The 20,112-nt window shown below is 63.3% G+C and carries 21 protein-coding genes and 1 tRNA gene; 4 read left to right on the forward strand and 18 right to left on the reverse strand.

Annotated features, from left to right (window positions below):
- The 11 genes from nuoF to QM672_RS31300 all read right to left on the reverse strand — a co-directional run.
- The coding region (nuoF, locus tag QM672_RS31250) for an NADH-quinone oxidoreductase subunit NuoF (RefSeq protein WP_415087249.1) at positions 1-1,058 on the reverse strand (1,058 nt) is incomplete at its 3' end.
- Positions 1,059-1,133: 75 nt separating this feature from the next.
- Positions 1,134-2,231, reverse strand: a complete 1,098-nt coding sequence (gene nuoE / locus QM672_RS31255; protein WP_311938190.1) for an NADH-quinone oxidoreductase subunit NuoE — start codon at positions 2,229-2,231, stop codon at positions 1,134-1,136.
- 152 nt (positions 2,232-2,383) lie between these two features.
- Complete coding sequence (locus QM672_RS31260; RefSeq protein WP_311938189.1) at positions 2,384-3,571, reverse strand: NADH-quinone oxidoreductase subunit D; 1,188 nt, start codon at positions 3,569-3,571, stop codon at positions 2,384-2,386.
- Between the two features lie 86 nt (positions 3,572-3,657).
- Complete coding sequence (locus tag QM672_RS31265) at positions 3,658-4,269, reverse strand: NADH-quinone oxidoreductase subunit C (RefSeq protein ID WP_311938188.1); 612 nt, start codon at positions 4,267-4,269, stop codon at positions 3,658-3,660.
- A gap of 11 nt (positions 4,270-4,280) precedes the next feature.
- Complete coding sequence (locus QM672_RS31270; protein ID WP_068282522.1) at positions 4,281-4,868, reverse strand: NuoB/complex I 20 kDa subunit family protein; 588 nt, start codon at positions 4,866-4,868, stop codon at positions 4,281-4,283.
- On the reverse strand, positions 4,859-5,224 hold the full coding sequence (locus QM672_RS31275; protein WP_068282520.1) for an NADH-quinone oxidoreductase subunit A: 366 nt from the start codon (positions 5,222-5,224) through the stop codon (positions 4,859-4,861). Before QM672_RS31275 ends, QM672_RS31270 begins: the two co-directional genes overlap by 10 nt.
- 482 nt (positions 5,225-5,706) lie before the next feature.
- Positions 5,707-5,783 (reverse strand) — tRNA-Asp (locus tag QM672_RS31280).
- Between the two features lie 96 nt (positions 5,784-5,879).
- Entirely contained in the window at positions 5,880-6,557 is a 678-nt protein-coding gene (locus QM672_RS31285) for a hypothetical protein (RefSeq protein WP_415087250.1), read from the reverse strand.
- Positions 6,558-6,685: 128 nt separating this feature from the next.
- Positions 6,686-8,104 carry an AtzE family amidohydrolase gene (locus tag QM672_RS31290; protein WP_311938185.1) on the reverse strand — a complete coding sequence of 473 codons (1,419 nt, stop codon included), beginning with the start codon at positions 8,102-8,104 and terminating at the stop codon, positions 6,686-6,688.
- Positions 8,101-8,292 (reverse strand): DUF4089 domain-containing protein, encoded by a 192-nt coding sequence (locus QM672_RS31295; protein ID WP_311938184.1) that lies wholly within the window; start codon positions 8,290-8,292, stop codon positions 8,101-8,103. The genes QM672_RS31290 and QM672_RS31295 overlap by 4 nt, the downstream gene beginning before the upstream one ends.
- Positions 8,293-8,367: 75 nt before the next feature.
- Complete coding sequence (locus tag QM672_RS31300; RefSeq protein ID WP_367622602.1) at positions 8,368-9,174, reverse strand: glycosyltransferase family 2 protein; 807 nt, start codon at positions 9,172-9,174, stop codon at positions 8,368-8,370.
- Positions 9,175-9,584: 410 nt separating this feature from the next.
- Here QM672_RS31300 and QM672_RS31305 point away from each other — a divergent pair, with 410 nt between their 5' ends.
- On the forward strand, positions 9,585-10,658 hold the full coding sequence (locus QM672_RS31305; RefSeq protein WP_367622601.1) for a class I SAM-dependent methyltransferase: 1,074 nt from the start codon (positions 9,585-9,587) through the stop codon (positions 10,656-10,658).
- A 24-nt stretch (positions 10,659-10,682) separates the two neighbouring features.
- Here QM672_RS31305 and QM672_RS31310 read toward each other — a convergent pair whose 3' ends face one another.
- The 5 genes from QM672_RS31310 to QM672_RS31330 form a co-directional block, all read right to left on the reverse strand.
- A complete protein-coding gene (locus tag QM672_RS31310; RefSeq protein WP_311938180.1) occupies positions 10,683-11,126 on the reverse strand; it encodes a GNAT family N-acetyltransferase in 444 nt (147 codons plus the stop codon).
- Complete coding sequence (gene glpX, locus QM672_RS31315; protein ID WP_311938179.1) at positions 11,126-12,124, reverse strand: class II fructose-bisphosphatase; 999 nt, start codon at positions 12,122-12,124, stop codon at positions 11,126-11,128. The genes QM672_RS31310 and glpX overlap by 1 nt, the downstream gene beginning before the upstream one ends.
- Positions 12,125-12,212: 88 nt before the next feature.
- Positions 12,213-13,538, reverse strand: coding sequence for a homoserine dehydrogenase (locus QM672_RS31320; protein WP_311938177.1), 1,326 nt, complete (start codon positions 13,536-13,538; stop codon positions 12,213-12,215).
- Positions 13,539-13,748: 210 nt separating this feature from the next.
- Positions 13,749-14,498, reverse strand: a complete 750-nt coding sequence (locus tag QM672_RS31325) for an RlmE family RNA methyltransferase (protein WP_311938175.1) — start codon at positions 14,496-14,498, stop codon at positions 13,749-13,751.
- Positions 14,495-15,688, reverse strand: a complete 1,194-nt coding sequence (locus QM672_RS31330; RefSeq protein WP_394309220.1) for a Ppx/GppA phosphatase family protein — start codon at positions 15,686-15,688, stop codon at positions 14,495-14,497. The genes QM672_RS31325 and QM672_RS31330 overlap by 4 nt, the downstream gene beginning before the upstream one ends.
- A gap of 22 nt (positions 15,689-15,710) precedes the next feature.
- On the opposite strand from QM672_RS31330, the gene QM672_RS31335 reads away from it, so the two are divergent.
- Together QM672_RS31335 and QM672_RS31340 are read left to right on the forward strand one after the other, a co-directional pair.
- On the forward strand, positions 15,711-16,904 hold the full coding sequence (locus QM672_RS31335; protein ID WP_415087251.1) for a bifunctional 2-C-methyl-D-erythritol 4-phosphate cytidylyltransferase/2-C-methyl-D-erythritol 2,4-cyclodiphosphate synthase: 1,194 nt from the start codon (positions 15,711-15,713) through the stop codon (positions 16,902-16,904).
- 117 nt (positions 16,905-17,021) lie between these two features.
- Positions 17,022-17,531 carry a CinA family protein gene (locus tag QM672_RS31340; RefSeq protein ID WP_415087252.1) on the forward strand — a complete coding sequence of 170 codons (510 nt, stop codon included), beginning with the start codon at positions 17,022-17,024 and terminating at the stop codon, positions 17,529-17,531.
- A 158-nt stretch (positions 17,532-17,689) separates the two neighbouring features.
- On the opposite strand, the gene QM672_RS31345 is transcribed toward QM672_RS31340, so the two are convergent.
- A complete protein-coding gene (locus QM672_RS31345; protein ID WP_415087253.1) occupies positions 17,690-18,160 on the reverse strand; it encodes a type II toxin-antitoxin system RatA family toxin in 471 nt (156 codons plus the stop codon).
- A gap of 158 nt (positions 18,161-18,318) precedes the next feature.
- On the opposite strand from QM672_RS31345, the gene QM672_RS31350 reads away from it, so the two are divergent.
- Positions 18,319-19,245: a bifunctional helix-turn-helix transcriptional regulator/GNAT family N-acetyltransferase gene (locus QM672_RS31350; RefSeq protein WP_415087254.1), complete on the forward strand. Its 927-nt coding sequence runs from the start codon at positions 18,319-18,321 to the stop codon at positions 19,243-19,245.
- A 182-nt stretch (positions 19,246-19,427) separates the two neighbouring features.
- Here QM672_RS31350 and QM672_RS31355 read toward each other — a convergent pair.
- A partial coding sequence (locus QM672_RS31355) for an alkaline phosphatase (protein ID WP_415087255.1) occupies positions 19,428-20,112 on the reverse strand: 685 nt, incomplete at its 5' end.

The raw sequence follows: 20,112 nt of genomic DNA on the forward strand, positions 1-20,112 counted from the left end.
TCGCGGCAGGGCGTGCACTGGCCGCAGCTCTCATGCTTGTAGAAATAGGCAAGCCGGGCGATCGTACGCACCACGTCGGTGGACTTGTCCATCACGATGACGGCGGCGGTGCCCAGACCCGAGCGCAATTTCGAGAGCGAGTCGAAATCCATCGGCGTGTCGATGATCTGTTCGGCCGGCACCATGCGCACCGACGATCCGCCCGGAATGACCGCCTTCAGATTGTCCCAGCCGCCGCGGATGCCGCCGCAATGGCGCTCGATCAGTTCGCGGAAGGGAATGCCCATTGCCTCTTCGACGTTGCAGGGCTTGTTCACATGCCCCGACACGCAGAAGAGCTTGGTGCCGACATTGTTGGGGTTGCCGATGCCGGCGAACCAGCCTGCCCCGCGCCGCAGGATGGTGGGGGCGACGGCGATCGACTCGACGTTGTTCACCGTGGTCGGGCAACCATAAAGGCCCATATTCGCCGGGAAGGGCGGCTTCATGCGCGGCATGCCCTTCTTGCCCTCGAGGCTTTCGAGCAGCGCGGTCTCCTCGCCGCAGATATAGGCACCGGCGCCATGGTGGACGTAGAGATCGAAATCCCAGCCGTGCTTGTTGTTCTTGCCGATCAGGCCGGCTTCGTAGGCCTCGTCGACGGCGCGCTGCAGGGCCTCGCGCTCACGGATATATTCGCCGCGGATATAGATATAGCAGGCATGCGCATTCATGGCGAAGGAGGCGATCAGGCAGCCTTCGACCAGATGCTGCGGATCATGCCGCATGATCTCGCGATCCTTGCAGGTGCCCGGCTCGGACTCGTCGGCATTGACGACGAGATAACTCGGCCGGCCATCCGATTTCTTCGGCATGAAGGACCATTTCAGGCCGGTGGGGAAGCCGGCGCCGCCGCGTCCCCGCAGGCCCGAAGCCTTCATCTCGTTGATGATCCAGTCCTGGCCCATCTCGAGGATCTGCTTGGTACCGTCCCACGAGCCACGCTTGATGGCCGCCTGCAGTCCGGGTGACTGGAGGCCGTAGAGATTGGTGAAGATGCGGTCGCGATCAGCAAGCATGGCGAACCTGTCAATAATGAAACTTCTTAAAACGCTCAGGTGGGAAGGATGGCGTCATGCCCCTTCCCGCCCACTTCAATCCAACTTCTCGCCGGCCGGGTTTTCGGGACGCCAGCCGGTCGCGAGTTTCTTGGCCTGCTCGATCCAGCCGTCCCGCAGGGCCCTACCCTTGAAAGCCCCGAGATTCTGGTCGACCCAGGCAAGGTTGCTGTCGTTCCAGGCGGCGATCTGATCGAAGTGATAGACACCCATCTGGTGCAGCATTTCCTCGAGCTTGGGACCAACGCCGTGGATCAGCTTGAGATCGTCAGGCCCGCCCTCGCGAGCGGCCTTCAGCAGGACCGGCTTGTGATCATCGGAAACAGGAGCGGGCACCGGTGCGGCGGGGGCTGGCGCTGCCGCCGGAGCTGCAGCTACAGGTGCCGCCGTCGTAGCGGGAGCAGGAGGAGGAGGTGTACCGGCAGCCTTTGCAGCTTCCGCCTTGGCTGCCTCGGCCTTCGCGGCTTCCAGCTTGGCCTTTTCTTCCTCGAAGCGCTTTTTCCAGGAGCCGATGACCGAGCCGTCATAGAGCGCCGGGTCGTTCAGGGTCTGGGCGCCTCCTTCCGGCTCGGACGAGAAGCGGCCGTTCTGTGGCCCCGGCTTCACTTCCTTGCCGGCAGCGAGATCGTCGATGATGCGTTCCATGATCTCGGGAGTGAGATCTTCATAGAAATCGGCGTTGATCTGCACCATCGGCGCATTGCAGCAAGCCCCGAGGCACTCGACCTCCAGCCATGAGAAATTGCCATCGGCGGTCACATGACGTTCCGGACCGACGCGTTTCTTGACCACGTCGCGGATCGCCTCGGCGCCGCGCAGCTGGCAGGGCGTGGTACCGCAGAGCTGTATGAAATATTTGCCCACCGGCTCCAGGTTGAACATGGTGTAGAAGGTCGCGATCTCCAGAACGCGGATCTTCGCCATGCCCAGACGCGCCGCGATCACCTCGATCGCTGCCTGGGACACCCAGCCACCGGCCTGTTCCTGCGCCTTCCACAACAGCGGTATCACCGCCGAGGCCTGGCGGCCGGGCGGGTATTTGGCAATCTGCTTTTCCACCCACGCCTCGTTTTCGGACGTGAAGGCAAAGCTTGCCGGCTGGAGTTCCTGGGGCGCGAGCCTGCGGACGGACATGCGCATTCCTCTTTAACTGCTAGAGCAAAGTGCGTCTTGGCAAACGTACTGTTGCTCTCACTCCTGGTTTCGACGCGTCTTTGCGATTCGTGGTGATCCCCTCAAATCGCAAGACGCTTTTGCAACCGGTTCAACGCCGGCTGCGACCCAAATCAACGATCGACTTCGCCGAACACGATGTCGAGAGAACCGAGAATGGCGGAAACGTCGGCCAGCATGTAGCCGCGGCACAGCCAATCCATCGACTGCAGATGTGCAAAACCCGGCGCGCGGATCTTGCAGCGATAGGGCTTGTTGCCGCCATCCGAGACCAGATAGACGCCGAATTCGCCCTTTGGCGCCTCGACCGCCGCATAGACCTCGCCGGCGGGCACATGATAGCCCTCGGTGTAGAGCTTGAAATGGTGGATGAGCGCTTCCATCGAACGCTTCATCTCGCCGCGCTTGGGTGGCACGACCTTGTTGTCGGCGGCCGAAACCGGCCCACTCGTTGCACGCAGCAGCGCGCAGCACTGCTTCATGATGCGGATCGACTGGCGCATCTCTTCCATGCGGATGCAGTAGCGGTCGTAATTGTCACCGTTCTTGCCGATCGGAATGTCGAAATCGAGCTCGGCATAGCATTCATAGGGCTGCGACTTGCGCAGGTCCCAGGCGGCCCCCGAGCCACGCACCATCACGCCCGAATAGCCCCAGGCCCAGGCATCGTCGAGCGACACGATGCCGATATCGACATTGCGCTGCTTGAAGATGCGGTTGTCGGTGAGCAGGCCTTCCAGATCGTCGCAGACCTTGAGGAAGGGATCGCAGAAGGCTTCGATATCGTCGATCAGTTCAGGCGGCAGGTCCTGGTGAACACCGCCGGTGCGGAAATAGGCGGCATGCATGCGGCTGCCCGAAGCACGCTCGTAGAAGATCATCAGCTTCTCGCGCTCTTCGAAGCCCCACAGCGGCGGGGTCAGCGCGCCGACGTCCATGGCCTGGGTGGTGACGTTGAGCAGATGCGAAAGCAGGCGTCCGATCTCGGAATAGAGCACGCGGATGAGCTGCCCGCGCTTGGGTACCTCGATACCGAGCAGACGCTCGATGGCCAGGCAATAGGCATGCTCCTGGTTCATCGGCGCGACGTAATCGAGCCGATCGAAATAGGGAATGGCCTGCATGAAGGTCTTGGCTTCGATCAGCTTCTCGGTACCGCGATGCAGCAAGCCGATATGGGGATCGACACGCTCGACCACTTCGCCGTCGAGCTCCATGACCAGACGCAACACGCCGTGGGCCGCCGGATGCTGCGGGCCGAAATTGATCGCAAAATTGCGTAGATGCGGTTGGTCGTTCATGTCGTTTCCAAACTTTCCGAGTTGGCCAGCTGGTTCGGAGCCATTTCGAGAGTCTTGCTAGTCCTGATCCGGCGCGCGGGAGCGCGTCAGCTCGCCTTCGCCTTCTCGTCGCCGGGCAGGACATAATCCGTCCCTTCCCATGGCGACAGGAAATCGAAGTTGCGGAATTCCTGATTGAGCCTGACAGGTTCGTAGACCACGCGCTTGGCCTCGTCGTCCCAGCGCACCTCGACGAACCCGGTCATCGGGAAGTCCTTGCGCAAGGGATGGCCGTCGAAGCCGTAGTCGGTCAGCAACCGGCGCAGGTCCGGATGGCCGGTGAACAGGATGCCGTAGAGATCGTAGGCTTCGCGCTCGAACCAGAGCACGCCGGGGAACAGTGCGACAGCCGAGGGAACCGGGGTCGCCTCGTCGGTTTCCACCTTCACGCGGATGCGCGCGTTCTTGGTCGGCGACAGCAGGTGATAGACCACGTCGAAGCGCTTTTCACGCGCCGGATAATCGGCCCCGCAGACATCGATGATCGAAACGAAGCGCGTGCCGGCATCGTCCCTGAGGTGCTTGAGCACCGCCAGGATATTGTCGGGATCGGTGGTGACGGTCAGTTCGCCAAAAGCATGCACGACATTGGAGACGGCCTGCGGGAAGGCAGCCTGAAGCGCCTCGCCGATCCCCTGCAGAGTTTCAGAGTTTGCCATGTCAGCTCCGCTCAACGCTCGATGGTGCCGGTACGGCGAATCTTCTTCTGCAGCAGCAGCACGCCATAGAGCAGCGCTTCGGCCGTGGGCGGGCAGCCGGGAACGTAGATGTCGACCGGCACGATGCGGTCGCAGCCGCGCACGACAGCATAGGAATAGTGATAGTAGCCGCCGCCATTGGCGCAGGAGCCCATCGAGATGACGTAGCGCGGCTCGGGCATCTGGTCGTAGACCTTGCGCAGGGCCGGCGCCATCTTGTTGGTCAGCGTGCCTGCGACGATCATCACGTCCGACTGGCGCGGTGAAGCGCGCGGGGCGAAGCCGAAGCGCTCGACATCATAGCGCGGCATCGAGACCTGCATCATCTCGACCGCGCAGCAGGCGAGGCCGAAAGTCATCCACATCAGCGAGCCGGTGCGGGCCCAGTTGATCAGGTTGTCGGCGGAAGTGACGAGGAAGCCGCGATCAGCCAGCTCGGCATTGATGTCGACGAAAAACGGGTCCGTCGACCCAACCGGCTTGCCGGTATTCGGGTCGATGATGCCCTTGGGCGCCGGCGCCACCAGCGTGCCGCCTGATGTCTCCAGGTTCAATCCCATTCGAGCGCGCCCTTCTTCCACTCATAAACGAAGCCGATGGTCAGCACGGCCAGGAAAATCATCATCGAAGTGAAGCCGAACAGGCCGACTTCCTTGAACGTGATCGCCCAGGGGAACAGGAATGCCACTTCGAGATCGAAGATGATGAACAGGATCGACACAAGATAGAAGCGCACATCGAACTTCATGCGCGCGTCGTCGAAGGCATTGAACCCGCACTCATAGGCGGAGAGCTTTTCCGGATCCGGGCGCTGATACGCCACGAGGAAGGGCGCCACCAGAAGCGCCAGGCCGATGACGGCCGAGACCCCGATGAAGATGATAAGCGGCAGATAGCCGGCAAGAAGGTTGTCCATCAGCACGAACCCTATAGCGTTTTGCGCCCCGGTGCGCTCACCAAGAATCGCAAAGACGCGTCGAGACAAAGAGTTGGAGCAATGCGGCGCTTTCGCTGAAACGCGCTTTGCTCCAGCTGTGATCGACCGGGAGCGCTTGAACTCGGGGTCGCCACGTTTGGACGATACGGGCATGGGCACGCTTCGACAGCGGCGCTCACGCCGGTCATCCCTCTACAGCGCTTTGGAAAACCACCTTCACGCTGCGTCGTGGACGACCTGCAGCGAGCCTTAAACCACGGCTATGGGAGGCGCAAGCTTGGAAGCGTTCCAGCCAAGAGATTCCTACCGCACTGCGGCAGGATATCGGGCGATTCTGGCATGATCTTGGCGCATAGCCGTTATGAGTTGCAAGACACTGCCTGCCTGCAACCGAACGCTTGCGAATATTGCCGGGCTGAAAATGCAAAAGCCAGCCCGAAGGCTGGCTTTTTGTCACAAAATGGCGAGAGTGACGGGACTTGAACCCGCGACCTTCGGCGTGACAGGCCGACGCTCTAACCAACTGAGCTACACCCCCGTCTCTCGTCAGCGGCGGCGAACCGTGCTGGCGTGGCGCGGTGATTAGAGGGCCTCCCGCACAGTGTCAAGCGTCAATTCGCAACGCACTTGAAATTCAGTTCGCAATGCGGGCCAGCCGAAAGCGTCTGATGTCCTCAGGCGTCAGAATTCGGATGCTTCCGACGCCATATTGCTCGGCCAGATCGATCAAAGCGGGGTTCACGCCCATTTTTTTCGAATAGGCACGCAGCATCTGGGTCACTTCGGGGAATCGCCGCGTGCTGCGCAGAACCGAGAGCGGATCGCTGCCGGAACTGTTGGGCAGATATTCGCGGTGCACGCCGACTCGCGATCCCGTGGGGACGAATCGCTTATTGCCCCCCATCAGCGCATAGACGCAGGCCGACATGCAGGAGCCGTTGACGGCAACCGGCTGCCCGCCCAGCGTGATAACCCGCCCGACGAAGACGCTCGTGCGCAATTTGCGCAGCACATGGCCCAGATTGACCCCCTCGACCAGATGGCCACCGGGCGAATCAATGATCAGCACATTGCTGGTGCCGAGTTTCGAGGCCTGCTGAGCGAAGGCAATGAAACGTTCCACCGTGCCGCTCGTCATCTCGCCATTGGCAACCATCAGGCTGGGGCAGCGCTTGCCGCATCTGGTGCCGAGGGACAGGCTCACCACCTTGAAATCCATGGCGGCAGCTAGGGCTTGCTGCGGCAAGGCGCTCCAGCACAACCCTACCGCAAGCGCCCCCAGCCCGATGGCACGCAACAAAGAACTCACCATTATGTCTGCTTTTCCTTCGAGCAAAGCGCGTTTGGCGTTTGCCTACTCTCACTCTTTGGTTCCACGGGGCATTGCGTTCCTGGCGATCGCACCAAATCGCAAAAGGCTGTTGCCCGGCGGACCGGGCATCATTCGATATCGGCAACCGGTGCCCGCACCACTCCCGCCGTTTCCAGCGCCCAAGCGGCCCGCAAGGCCAGATCCTCCCGCCAGGCGGGGGCGATGATCTGTACGCCGATGGGGAGCCTCTCGCCCTCGTTCCAGAGCGGTACCGTGACCACAGGCAGTCCAATAAAGGAAATCGGCTGGGTGAACAGCCCCAGATTCGCGCGAACAGGCACGGCCTGACCGCCGACCTCGATGGTGGTCGCGTCGATTCCGGGGGCACGACAAGGTGTCGCCGGCGCCAGAATCAGATCGATTCGCTCGAAGATGCGATGCATCTCCGCCTGGAACCAATGACGAAAGCGATGCGCCGCGCTTACCCAGGTCGCCGGCACCATGTTGCCCGCTATCAACCGGTCCCGGACACCTGGCGCGAAATCCTTGGCACGGGCGCGCAACCGGTCGCGGTGCAGCGCCCCAGCTTCGGTTATGGTGATCAGGAAGGCCGCTGCCCGGGCGACGGCCGCCTGGGGGATCTCCACGACCTCGCTGGCGTCGAGCGCCTTGGCGCAGCGCCGTACGGCCTCCAAAGCGTCGCGATTGCCCTCCGGGCGGAAGTAACCATCCGCCACGGCGATGCGCAGCCCCTCGATGCCACGGCCGAGTTCGAACAGAGCCGGCTGCACCGGTCGCTGAGCACAACTCGGATCGTCGGGATCGGGCCCCTGCATGGCATCATAGGCGAAAGCCAGGTCACGCGCCGAACGGGCCAGCGGCCCCATGTGATCGAGACTGGCGACGAATGGAAAACTTCGTGCGCGGCTGAGCCGCCCGAAGGTCGGCTTCAAGCCGAACAATCCGCACAGCGAGGCTGGCACGCGGATGGCGCCATTGGTGTCGCTGCCGAGGGCCAGGGGCACGAAACCCGCCGCCACCGCACTTGCCGGACCGCTGGAAGACCCTCCCGCCAGGTGGTCGAGGGCATGGGGGTTTCGCGAGGGCGCCTCATGCGGGTTCTGGCCGGTGAAATCATAGGCGTATTCGCTCATATTGAGCGCCCCCACGCAGATCGCCCCCTGCCCTTCCAGACGCTCGATCAACGTCGCGTCCCGCGTGGCGGGCGGATTGTCCCGATTGATCCGGGAGCCGGCAAGGGTGACGAGACCGGCGATATCGTAGAGGTTCTTCACGGCGAAGGGCACGCCGGCCAGGGCCCCGACCGGTTTGCCGGCGGCATGGCGGGCATCGATGGCGTCGGCCCGTGCCAGCGCGCGCTCGGTGAGCAGCGCCGTAAAGGCCCCGACTTTGCCGTCCAGCCGCTCGATGCGCGCAAGCGTGTGCTCGATCGCCGCGCGGGCCGTGAAGCGGCCGCTGCGGATGCCGGTGGAGATTTCCAGAATGCCCAGTTGCGGCGAGCAGCCCTGATCGAGCAGGCTGGTCATGCTTCGAAGACCGCAGCGGGCTGATTGCCATCCTCGATCGGGAAGGACAGCACCAGCTGTGCCAGATCGGCGGTCAGTTTCAGATTGGCGGCGACGCCCTCGCGAAAATCGGGATCCACTTCGATTCCGATCATCGGTGCCATCGCATCGATGACCGCCTGCGCATCGAATTCGGGTTTGCCGCTCATCGCATCGCCCCTCGAGAATGATGTAGGCGGACTGTCCCTCCTTCGCCTCCCGAAGACAAGCCAAATGATATGGCATCACCGAAGTTTGCGCAGGCGACGTCGCTCCATATGCTTGGCCAGGCGAAGAAAACGGAAATAGGCATAGTTCGTCGCCGTCGCGATGCCGTAGAGGCCGCGTACGAAATGACGACGCCCAATATAGGCCTTCAGGAAGTTGAGGGGGAATTCGGTCAGAATTCGCCAGCTGCTGAGTGTCTTGCCTCTCTTGTCGAGATCTTCGGCCTGCTGCTCGGTATAGGCGTTCAACTTGGCGATTTCATCGCCGAGCGAACGGATCGAATAATGATGAATGCGTCCCTTCAGCCGTGCGATCCGCGGTTGATCGTTGAAGTGCACCCGGTCATGCACGGTCGAATCGGCATAACGGCCGCGATCGAATCGATAGAGCCGCACCGGTGCCAGCGTGTATCCCCATGGATGGGGCTCCCTTTCCCCCGGAAAGATCTCGGCGATGTCGATCTCGTAGCCATCGGCCTGAGGCCCGTCGCCCGAGAACAGGTCACGGATCTCGGCCGCCAGCTGCGGTGATATCACCTCGTCGGCATCGATATTGAGAATCCAGTTGTGCCGGCACTGCGTCTCGGCAAAGCGCTTTTGCGGACCATACCCGGGCCAGGGATTGTGGATCACCCTGGCGCCGAGCTTTTCGGCGATCGCCTGCGTGCCGTCGGTGGAGCCTGAATCGACCACGATCAGGTCATCCGTCAGGCCACGCGCGGCCTCGATCGTCGCACCGATGCGATCGGCCTCGTTGAAGGCGATGATGAAGACGGACAAGGGCTGCGGGCCAGGCTGTCCGGATGCTGGTGCGGGTGGTGACATGCCGGTGATCTAATCGAAGCCTCGAAAAATGGCCAGCCCATCGGCCGCAAGCCGGAGATTTTGTCCGTAACGACGCTGCGGCATCCGCCTAAAGGCCAAGAGCAGTGCCCATCCTGCTGTGGTAGTATTCGCTGCGCACAAATCAGGGTTGTAACGAAAGATCCAGCCAGGACGAAGATGTCATCGTTGCCGGCATGGGTTCCCGGCGCGGGCGTCATGCAAGCCTTCCGCTTTCGTCTCGTGATCGAGCCAGTTCAAGCGTCGTCAATTTTCACGGTTCAAGTTGCGGATCGCTGTCGTCAGACAGCGATACCTCACGCGTGTCTCGAAACGAAGGACGCAAGGATCGCATCGCCAAGGGAGTCCGGTGCCGGCGGCGGCAGGCCGCATTCGACGACAGGAGAACAGCGATGGCCTTACAGAATGCAACGATAGACCCGGACAAACTCAACGCCTTCATGGGCAAGATGCTCAGCGATGTCGGGGCCGCGATGAACGCATCGCTGCTCCTCATCGGGGACAAGCTCGGCCTCTACAAGGCCCTCGCCGAGGCCGGGCCGATGACCTCCCAGCAACTCGCCGAGAAGACCGGGACATCCGAGCGCTACATCCGCGAATGGCTCGCCGCGCAGGCCGCATCGGACTATGTGGTCTACGATCCGGGGACGGGCCACTTTTCCATGCAACCGGAACAGGCGGCGGTCTTCGCCGACGAGGACAGCCCGGTCTTCCTGGGCGCCGTGGGCGATCTCGTCGCCGCGACCCTGCGAGACGAACCCGCCATCTCCGATGCGTTCCGCACCGGCAAGGGGGTCGGTTGGGACAAGCGCGACAAATGCCTGTTCTGCGGTACGGCCCGTTTCTTCCGCACCGCCTATCGCCATCATCTCGTGCAGGAATGGCTGCCTGCCCTGGAGGGCGTGATGGAGAAATTGGAGCAAGGCGCAACCGTTGCCGATATCGGCTGTGGGCATGGCGTTTCGACCATGATCATGGCCCGGGCCTTCCCCAATTCGCGCTTCTACGGCTTCGACTATCATCCGGGTTCGATCGACGACGCCAGAAGCGCCGCCGAGGCCGCGGGAATGGCCGACCGCGTCACGTTCGAGGTGAGCACCGCCAAGACGGTGCCGGCGCGCGGCTACGATCTCGTCTGCTTCTTCGATTGCCTGCACGATATGGGCGACCCCGTCGGGGCCATGCGCCATGTCAGGTCCACGATGGCGCCCGAAGGAACCTGCATGCTGGTCGAGCCCTTCGCCAACGACCGGCTCGAGGATAATTTCAACCCGGTCGGACGCGTCTATTACGCCGCCTCGACCGTGATCTGCACGCCAGCCTCGCTCGATCAGGAGGTCGGTCTGGCCCTCGGCGCACAGGCCGGCGAGGCCCGCCTGCGCAAGGTGGCCAATGAAGCGGGTTTCACCCGGTTCCGCCGTGCGACGGAGACACCGTTCAATCTCATCCTCGAAGCGAGGCCGTGATGCGACGACGTCCCTGCCGGCCGTTCAGGCCGGCAGCATCTTGCGATATTGGATGAAGCCCGAACGGGATGCCACCTGATCGTAAACGGCCTGGGCCTCGACATTGCTCTCGTGGGTCAGCCAGTAGATGCGGCTGGCTCCCCAGCGCGTGGCCTCCTGATAGGACCATTCGATCAGGGCGCGGGCGACACCTCGGCGGCGAGCCCATTCGGCGGTGAACAGGTCCTGCAGATAACAATAAGGGCCCGGCGTCCAGGTCGAGCGATGCAGGATCAGGTGCACGATGCCGGCAAGCCGGCCATCGATGAAGGCGCCATAGGCGGACATCGGCTCGGCAGGATCGTGGAACCGCGCCCAGGTCAGCGCCGTCGTCTCCTCCGGCACCGATGCCTTGTAAAAAGTGAGGTAGCCCTGCCAGAGCGGTTCCCAGGCAGGGCGATCCTCGGCCGTGAGCGCACGGATCTCCATCAGTCGAGATTGAACTTCGACATCTGGCGATGCTCGCCGTGGATACGGCGCACCGTGCCGTTGAGCGAACGATAGATCACCGTCTCGGTGGTGATCACGGGCCCGCGGAACTTCACGCCCTGGAGCAAAGCCCCATCGGTGACACCGGTCGCCGCGACGATCACGTCGCCGGAAGCGAGCTCTTCCATCTTGTATTTGCGGGTCGGATCGGTGACGCCCATCTTCAGCGCGCGTTCGCGCTTGGCCTCGGTGTCGAGGATGAGGCGTCCCTGCATCTGGCCGCCGACGCAGCGCAGAGCCGCAGCCGCCAGCACGCCCTCCGGAGCGCCGCCAATGCCCAGATAGATGTCGATGCCGGTCTCATGGGCATTGGTGGTGAAGATCACGCCCGCGACGTCGCCGTCGGTGATGACGCGGATCGAAGCGCCGACCTTGCGGATCGCCTCGATGATCGGGGCGTGGCGTGGACGATCGAGCACCAGGGCGGTCAGTTCGCGCGGCTTGACGCCCTTGGCCTTGGCCAGGGCATGCAGGTTGTCTTCGACACTGGCGTCGAGATCCACGACCCCCTCGGCGTAACCAGGTCCGATGGCAATCTTGTCCATGTAGACGTCCGGGGCGTTGAGGAGCGAGCCGGCCGAAGCCATCGCCATCACGGCGATCGAACCCGGCATGTCCTTGGCACAGAGCGTGGTGCCTTCCAGCGGGTCAACGGCGATGTCGACTTTCGGGCCCAGGCCGTTGCCGACCTTCTCACCGATGAACAGCATCGGCGCCTCGTCGCGCTCGCCCTCGCCGATCACCACGGTGCCGTCGATCGGCATCTTGTTGAGCTCGCGCCGCATGGCGTCGACCGCCGCCTTGTCGGCGGCCTTTTCATCCCCTCGTCCACGCAGCAATGCCGAGGCAACGGCGGCGCGTTCGGTCACACGGACCAGTTCAAGGGAAAGGATGCGCTCGATGACATCCGTCGGCTTGACCTGAATAATCTCCGACATGGCTTCCTCCGTTGTTAGAGTGTGTCGTCAGTTACGGCTTGGCGTTCGAGGCAGCAAACCTGCCCCGCGACACGCCCTGAGATGCTGCTTACTCGCGCTCGATGCGGATCAATTGCGGCGTTTCCACGATGTAGCCATCGGCAACCATGGCATCGACGGCCCCTCGAATATCGGCCTCGGTGGTGGCATAGGTGATGAGGATGACGGGCACGGCGCCGGCGACCTTGCTCGGATCGTCGCCGCCATAGACCTTGCCGCCCCGATGCTTCTGCACGATCGATTCCAGCGAGATCCCCCGCTCGGCCATACGCGTGGCGATGCCTGCTGCGGCGCCCGGCCTGTCCGCCACCGAAAGGCGGACATAATACCCGCCCTTATGGGCCTGCATGGCGGCGGCCGGCAGGGGCTCGAGATCGCCGGTCTTGCGCCCGAACGGCGCTCCGGCCTGGCCGCGCGCGATATCGGCGATGTCGCCGATCACGGCGGAGGCCGTGGCTTCTCCACCGGCGCCCGGGCCGACCAGGGTCAGTTCCGGCACGGCATCGGCATCGACCGCCACCGCGTTGGTGACGCCGTTGACCTGAGCGATCGGGGTCGATTTCGGCACCATGGTCGGGTGGACGCGCTGCTCCACGCCGGCTTCGGAGCGCGTAGCGACGCCCAGAAGCTTGACGCGGTAGCCGAGCTCGTCGGCGGCCAGCAGATCCTCGGTGGTGATGCGCTCGATGCCCTCGACATGGATGGCATCCGCGTTCACCTGCGTACCGAAGGCGAGGCTGGTAAGCAAAGCAAGCTTATGGGCAGTATCGAAGCCGCCAATGTCGAAAGTGGGATCGGCTTCGGCATAACCCAGGCGTTGCGCCTCCTTCAGGCAGGCATCGAAGGACAGGCCCTCGGCCTCCATCTTGGTCAGGATGTAGTTGCAGGTACCGTTCAGGATGCCATAGACGCGATCGATATTGTTGCCGATTAGGGCTTCGCGCAGTGTCTTGATGATCGGCACGCCGCCGGCGACGGCCGCCTCGAAATTGAGCGCGACGCCGGCCTTCTCGGCCCGCCTGGCGAGATCGACGCCGTGGCGCGCCAGCAGAGCCTTGTTGGCGGTGACCACCGGCTTGCCGGCATCGAGGGCCGCCTTCACCGCCTCGTGCGCCGCCCCCTCCTCACCGCCCATCAATTCGACGAAGACGTCGATCCCGGGATCACGGGCCAGTTCGACGGGGTCATCGAACCAGCGGAAACGCTCCATCGGCAGGCCGCGGTCGCGCGTTCGCGAGCGGGCGGAAACGGCGGTCACCGTCACGGCCCGGCCGCAACTGGCGGCAAGCGCATTGGCACGACGATCGAGAAGGCGAATGGTGGAGGCACCGACGGTGCCAAGGCCGGCAATACCGATTTTAAGAGGATCAGCCATCATCAGTCCGAACTTGAGATTGCGCACTTGTGCAATGGCGCGCTGCCGGGATCAAGTCATCCGGACAGGGATTTCTCGCGATGAACTTTCCAACTTTGGTGGATAGAGCGCGTTTCCAGGGCGCCGCAAGGCATCCCGCCTGCTCCCGGAAGCGGTGCGAAGAGAAGCGAAAAAGGCGGGCCGGATGCCCGCACTTCCGGGAATCGAGCTTCAATCGGCGGAATCGGTTTCCTTCCTGCCCCGGAATCCCGTGGCAAGCACATACATTTCGCTGGAACCTGCGCGGCTCGCCGCCGGCTTCAAGTGCTTCACCACAGCGAAGTCACGCTTGAGCAAGGTGAGGACATCGCCTTCGGTGCCCCCCTGGAAGACCTTGGCGAGAAAGGCTCCGCCCGGAGCCAGCACTTCCACAGCGAAATAGGCCGCGGCCTCGACCAGCGCGATGATGCGCAGATGGTCAGTGGCACGATGGCCCACCGTGTTGGCGGCCATGTCGGACAGCACGAGATCGGCGGGGCCGCCGAGCATCGCCTTCAACCGGTCGGGCGCCGCATCGTCCATGAAGTCCATCTGCTCGAAATCGACACCGGGAATGGGATCGATGGGCAGGAGGTCGATTGCCACCACCTTGCCGCGGCCGTTGACGGAATCGGTGATCTCAGCCGCCAATTGCGACCAGCCACCGGGGGCCGCGCCAAGGTCGAGCACGCGCTGGCCGGGCTTGAGCAGCTTGGCCTTGTCGTTGATCTCGATCAGCTTGTAGATCGCGCGCGAACGCCGTCCCTCGCGCTTGGCGCGGGCGACATAGGGATCGTTGAGCTGGCGCTCGAGCCAGAGCTGCGAGGAATGGGTCCGCCCCCGCGCCGTCTTCAGCCGCACACCCAGTTCGCGCGCACCGCTGCCCCGGCCCGAACTGTTCTTGCCCTTGCCTGAACCACCCTTGCCTGCTCCGCCACTCACGGGTTGCGCCCCGCACCATTGTGACGCCAGACGCGATCCTCCTGCATCATCTGCACCAATAATCCTTCGCGCAGGCCCCTATCGGCCACGCGCAATCGTTCACAGGGAAAAGCCCGCCGTATGGCTTCGAAAATGGCACATCCGGCCATCACCAGATCAGCCCGCTCCGGGCCGATACAGGCATTGGCGACGCGTTCCTCATAGGTCATGTCCAGCAAGCGTTCGAGCACGTTGTCGATCTCGCCGCGCGACATCCACAAGCCGTCCACCCGGCGCCGGTCATAGCGGGGAAGATCGAGATGAATACCGGCCATGGTGGTCACCGTGCCGGAAGTGCCCAGCAGATGCAGGCGCTTGACACGCTTGGCGATCGCTTCGCGGTGCGCGAACGAGGCCAGCATGCCCGATACATCGTCCACCATGCGCTCGAAACTCTCGCGCGTCACCCTGACGCCGCCATGGCGTTCGGAGAGTGTCACCACCCCGACGGGAAGCGACGTCCAGCCGCGCACCCTGGGCTGTCGGTTCCGGTCGGCCGGATCGATGTCGAGCCAGACGATCTCCGAAGACCCACCGCCGATGTCGAAAAGCACCACGCCGTCGAGATTGCGGTCGATCAGCGGGATGCAGCCGGCAGCGGCTAGCCGGGCCTCTGTCTCGCGGTCGACGATCTCGAGATCGAGCCCGGTTTCCTTCAGCACGCGCTCGACGAAGAGCAATCCGTTATCGGCCGCGCGGCAGGCCTCCGTGGCGATCAGCCGCGCCCGATCGACGCGCCGGTCCCGCATCTTCTGCGCACAGACAGCCAGGGCGTCGACAGCCCGCCCCATGGCATTGATATGTAGGCTGCCGCTGGCACCCAGTCCCTCGCCGAGCCGAACGATGCGCGAAAAGGCGTCGATGACGCGAAATCCCTCTCCCGTCGGGCGCGCAACCAGAAGGCGGCAATTATTCGTGCCGAGATCAAGCGCCGCATAGGTGTGGTGACGGCGCGCCTGCTCTCCTTGCCGTAATTGCGGCACGGATAGATGTGCACCATCACTCGACCGAGGCGCTTGTGCCTCCAAACTTCGATCCACCAAAATACTACCTTGACCGTGCCCGGTCGCAATTTTCCTGCGCCACAGGCATTTCGCCACTTCGTCTGCGAGTGTAACAAGTTCCGCGCCGGTGGCGAGAAAGAATTCCATCTATGTTCGTGTTATCAAGATCATGAAGGCTCCAGCCAAATTGCGTGTGGCGGCGCTGATCGTCGCGGCGGGACGCGGATCGCGGGTCGGTGGCGCCGTTCCCAAGCAGTATCGACTTCTGGGAGGGCAAAGCGTCCTCGCCCGCACCCTCGCCCTTTTCGAGCAGCATCCCGCCATCGACAGCATCGTCACGGTGATCGGCGCGGGAGACGAGGACCTGTTTGCCGCATGCTCGGCGGGAATCAGCAAGCAGGCGGGCTCCGTTCCCGGCGGCAGCACCCGGCAGGCGTCCTGCCTCGCCGGGCTGAAGGCGCTGAATGGCGACAGGCCCGATATCGTGCTGCTGCATGACGCCGCACGCCCCTTCGCGAGCCCCGCTTTGATCGACCGGGCGATCGAGGCGGCGCGTGCGCACGGGGCGGCCGTGCCAGGGTTGGCGGTTACCGATACCATCAAGCAGATCGACATGGACGGCCGGGTCAAGGCGACCCCGGAACGCAGCCTCCTGCGCGCCGTCCAGACGCCGCAGGCCTTCGGCTTCGACCTGATCCTGTCCTCCCATCTCGCGGCAGCCGAAGCCGGCATCGAGACCCTGACCGACGATGGCGCCGTCGCCGAATGGGCCGGCCATCCTCTCCACATCTTCGAAGGCGAAGCGACCAACATGAAACTGACGACGGAAAGCGACTTCCAGCGGGCGGAACAGGCGGCCAACGACCTGGCGGCCCTCGGCGACATCCGAACCGGAACCGGCTTCGACGTCCATGCCTTCGACGAAGGCGACCATGTCTGGCTCAACGGCGTGAAGATCCCGCATGAGCGCGCGCTGAAGGGACATTCGGATGCCGATGTCGGTCTTCATGCCCTGACGGACGCCATTCTCGGTGCGATCGGCGACGGTGACATCGGTTCGCATTTTCCGCCTTCCGACCCGCAATGGAAGGGCGCCTCGTCCGATCGCTTCCTGGCGCACGCCGTCGGCCTGGTGCGAGCGCGAGGCGGCGCGATCGCCCATCTCGACGTCACGCTGCTGTGCGAAGCGCCCAAGGTCGGCCCGCATCGGGACGCCATGCGGGCGCGCATCGCCGAGATCGCCGGAATTGCCGTCGACCGGGTGGGCGTCAAAGCGACCACCACCGAAGGCCTGGGCTTTACCGGCCGGCGCGAAGGCATCGCCGCCATGGCATCGGCGACCGTAAGGCTGCCCTGGGGCTGATCGGAGCGCGGACATCTCAGCGACATGGAGGCATGTCGCGATCTCCGCCTCTTTGCCTCCAACTTTATGCTTTCAAGAGCGGACAGGATGTCCGCGCTCCGAGTGAGGATACCGGCCATGAATGACGAGATCTTCTTCGAACAAGCCACCAAGGTGCTCGCGGCTTGCCGAGCCAAGGGCCTCATGGCCGCAACGGCGGAATCATGCACCGGCGGGCTGGTCGCCGGCGCCCTCACCGCTATTCCGGGCTCGTCCGACGTGGTCGATCGCGGCTTCGTCACCTATTCCAACGAGGCGAAAGCGCAGATGCTCGGCGTCTCGCCGGACCTGATCGAACGCGACGGCGCGGTGAGCGAAAGCGTCGCCTTCGCCATGGCGGAAGGAGCGGTGCTCCATTCGCGCGCCGGTCTGGCCGTGGCGATCACGGGCGTTGCCGGCCCTGGCGGCGGCACGGCCGCCAAGCCCGTCGGCCTCGTGCATTTTGCGGCCTGGAGCCGTCAAGGGCCGCGCCTGCATGTCGAGCGCCGCTTTGGCGACCTGTCGCGCTCACAGATCCGCAGGCACGCGGTCGAGCAGGCTCTCGACCTCCTGCTGAGACTTGCCGGCGAGATCAGGGTGACCGTCTAACATTACAGTTGTGTTTTCATGCGAAGGGGACCCGGAGTGTCGGCCTCCCGGCTGACGTCGTGAAAGGAAGCGCTTGCCGGCAAGCGGGCTGTCAGCCGGGAGGTTGACACTCCCCTCAACCGATGCTCCTGCTCCCTCACGCGAACGCAACCATAGCGCTAAGACGCCGCGATCGCCTTGCGGCCATAGACGACATCCGCCCTTTTCTCGAAGGCCTCGGCGAAACGACGGAAGGCGGCCTCGAACATCGCCCCCATCAGCATGCCGAGCGTGCGGGAGCGGAAACTATAGTCGATGAAGAACTCGACGACGCAGCCCCCTGCCCCGTCATCCTTGAAGGACCAACGATTCTCCAGATGGCTGAAGGGGCCATCGAGATATTCGACCAGGATCTGCAGCTTGTCCCTGTCTATGGTCACGCGGCTGGCAAAGGTTTCTCGGATCAGCTTGTAGGCCACGGTCATGTTGGCGACCATGACCAGCCGTCCATCGTCCTGCGGCTGGCGGCTGCGCACCCGCAGCGCCGAGCAGAGCGGCACGAAGAGCGGGTATTTTTCGACATCGGCCACCAGATCGAACATGTCGGCAGGCGAATGCTTCACGCGGCGCGTGGTACGGAAAGAAGGCATGATCAAACTCCGATGCCTTCATATAGGGATCGGCCAGCAGGCAAAACAGTTTAATCGCCGGGTCCGGACGGCAAAGAGCGGAGTCGGCCCACGATTTCGTTTGACAAATCGACACTTGATTCAAATGTTGACTAAGTCAACATTCAATGGCTCCTCCCATGTCCGTCATCGACGATATCCGTGACTTCAACCGCTTCTACACCCATAAACTGCGCCTGCTCGATCGGCACATGCCTGCCAGCCCCTTCCCTTTGCCGGAAGCGCGCGTGCTCTACGAGCTCGCCACTGCCGGGGAACAGACGGCCGCCGACATCGGCCGGCGCCTCGACATGGACAAGGCACATCTCAGCCGGATCGTCGCGCGCCTGAAGGCCCACCGGCTGGTGGAAAGCCGCACCGACCCTGCTCATGCCCGCCGCGATCTGCTGTCGCTGTCGCCTGCGGGACGCCATGCCTTTGCCGAGCTCGAAGCCGGTACCACCGCGCAGCTCGACACCCTGCTCTCCCCTCTCGGGGACGGAGATCGCGGCCAACTCGTCGGCGCGATGCAGGAGATCAAGAAGCTGCTCGACGTAAAGGAGCCTTCGCCACAGCCTATCATTCTCCGCAAGCCCCGGCCCGGGGATCTTGGCTGGGTCATCCATCGCCAGGCCCAGCTCTACCACCAGGAATATGATTGGGACTGGACCTATGAAGGGCTGGTCGCCACCATCCTGGGTGATTTTGCCGCCAACTTCGATCCGGCGCGCGAGGATGCCTGGATTGCCGAACTCGACGGACGTATCGTCGGCTCGATCTTCCTGATGAAGAGCGATGCCCCCTCCATTGCCAAGCTGCGCCTGCTGTATGTCGATCCCAGCGCCCGCGGACATGGACTGGGCAAGAGGTTGGTGCGCGCCTGCATCGAGCGCGCCCGAGCCCTCGGCTATGCCTCCCTCACGCTATGGACCAACGACGTCCTGGCGGCGGCAAGGAAGATCTATCAGGCCGAAGGCTTCCAGCTGGTGGCGGAAAACCGCCACCATTCCTTCGGCAAGGACCTCGTTGGCCAGACCTGGACGCTGGATCTCGAACGAGCTTGCTAGAGCATCGTGCCGAAAAATAGACACCGGTTTTCGGCAAAAGCGATGACAACAACAACCTACAGCATCGGACTCGAGTCCGATGCTGCCCTCGCCGGAAGGCAGAGCCAGGTTTGGCAAAGCGACGGCAGCAGGAGGATTGCTCCTCCGGCTGCACTTGCAGGGGACGACTGTCGCCAGCCTCGTTATTGCTGGCTCTTGGCCTTCAGCCTTTCGCCGATCTTCGAGGCGAAGTTCATGACGTGGAAGGTGTAGTTCTCTTCCACCGTGCCCTGGAACAGGTGCGCCCAGGGCCCGATGGCATAGATGCCCAGATCTTCGCCGCCATGGGTTTCGCTCGACAGCGGCACCAGCGAGTGCTGCACGAAGTCGGGCTTGGTGGCTTCCTCCGTTGTCAGCATCGGCCGTTCCTTGGGCTGCTTGTAGCCGCCTGGACCGTTGGCGAAGCCGATGGTGGTATAGGTCTTGCCGTCGGTGCCGTAGATCGGTTCGTCGTCGACCCCGACGGAAATGCCGAGGATCGGGTTGCCGCGCTTGGCATAGCCGGCCATCGTCAGGGTATGGCTGTGGTCGCCGGTGACCACGATCAGGGTCTCGTCGAGGTTGACCTTGCGCAGAACCGCCTTGACGGCTTCGTTCATCGCCGCGGCATCGGAGAGCGTGCGATAGGCATTGGACTCATGGCTGGCATGGTCGATCCGCCCGCCCTCGACCAGGAGGACATAGCCTTCGGGATTGCGCGAGAGGATATCGATGCTCTTTTCCGCCATCTCCGCGAGGGAAGGTTCGCCTGCCTTGTCCTTGGGGCGGTCATGCTCGTACTGCATGTGCGAAGGCTCGAACAGGCCGAGCAGATGATCGGTCTTGGCC

It is taken from the genome of Labrys sp. (in: a-proteobacteria), assembly GCF_047605565.1.
Lineage (GTDB): Bacteria > Pseudomonadota > Alphaproteobacteria > Rhizobiales > Labraceae > Labrys > Labrys neptuniae.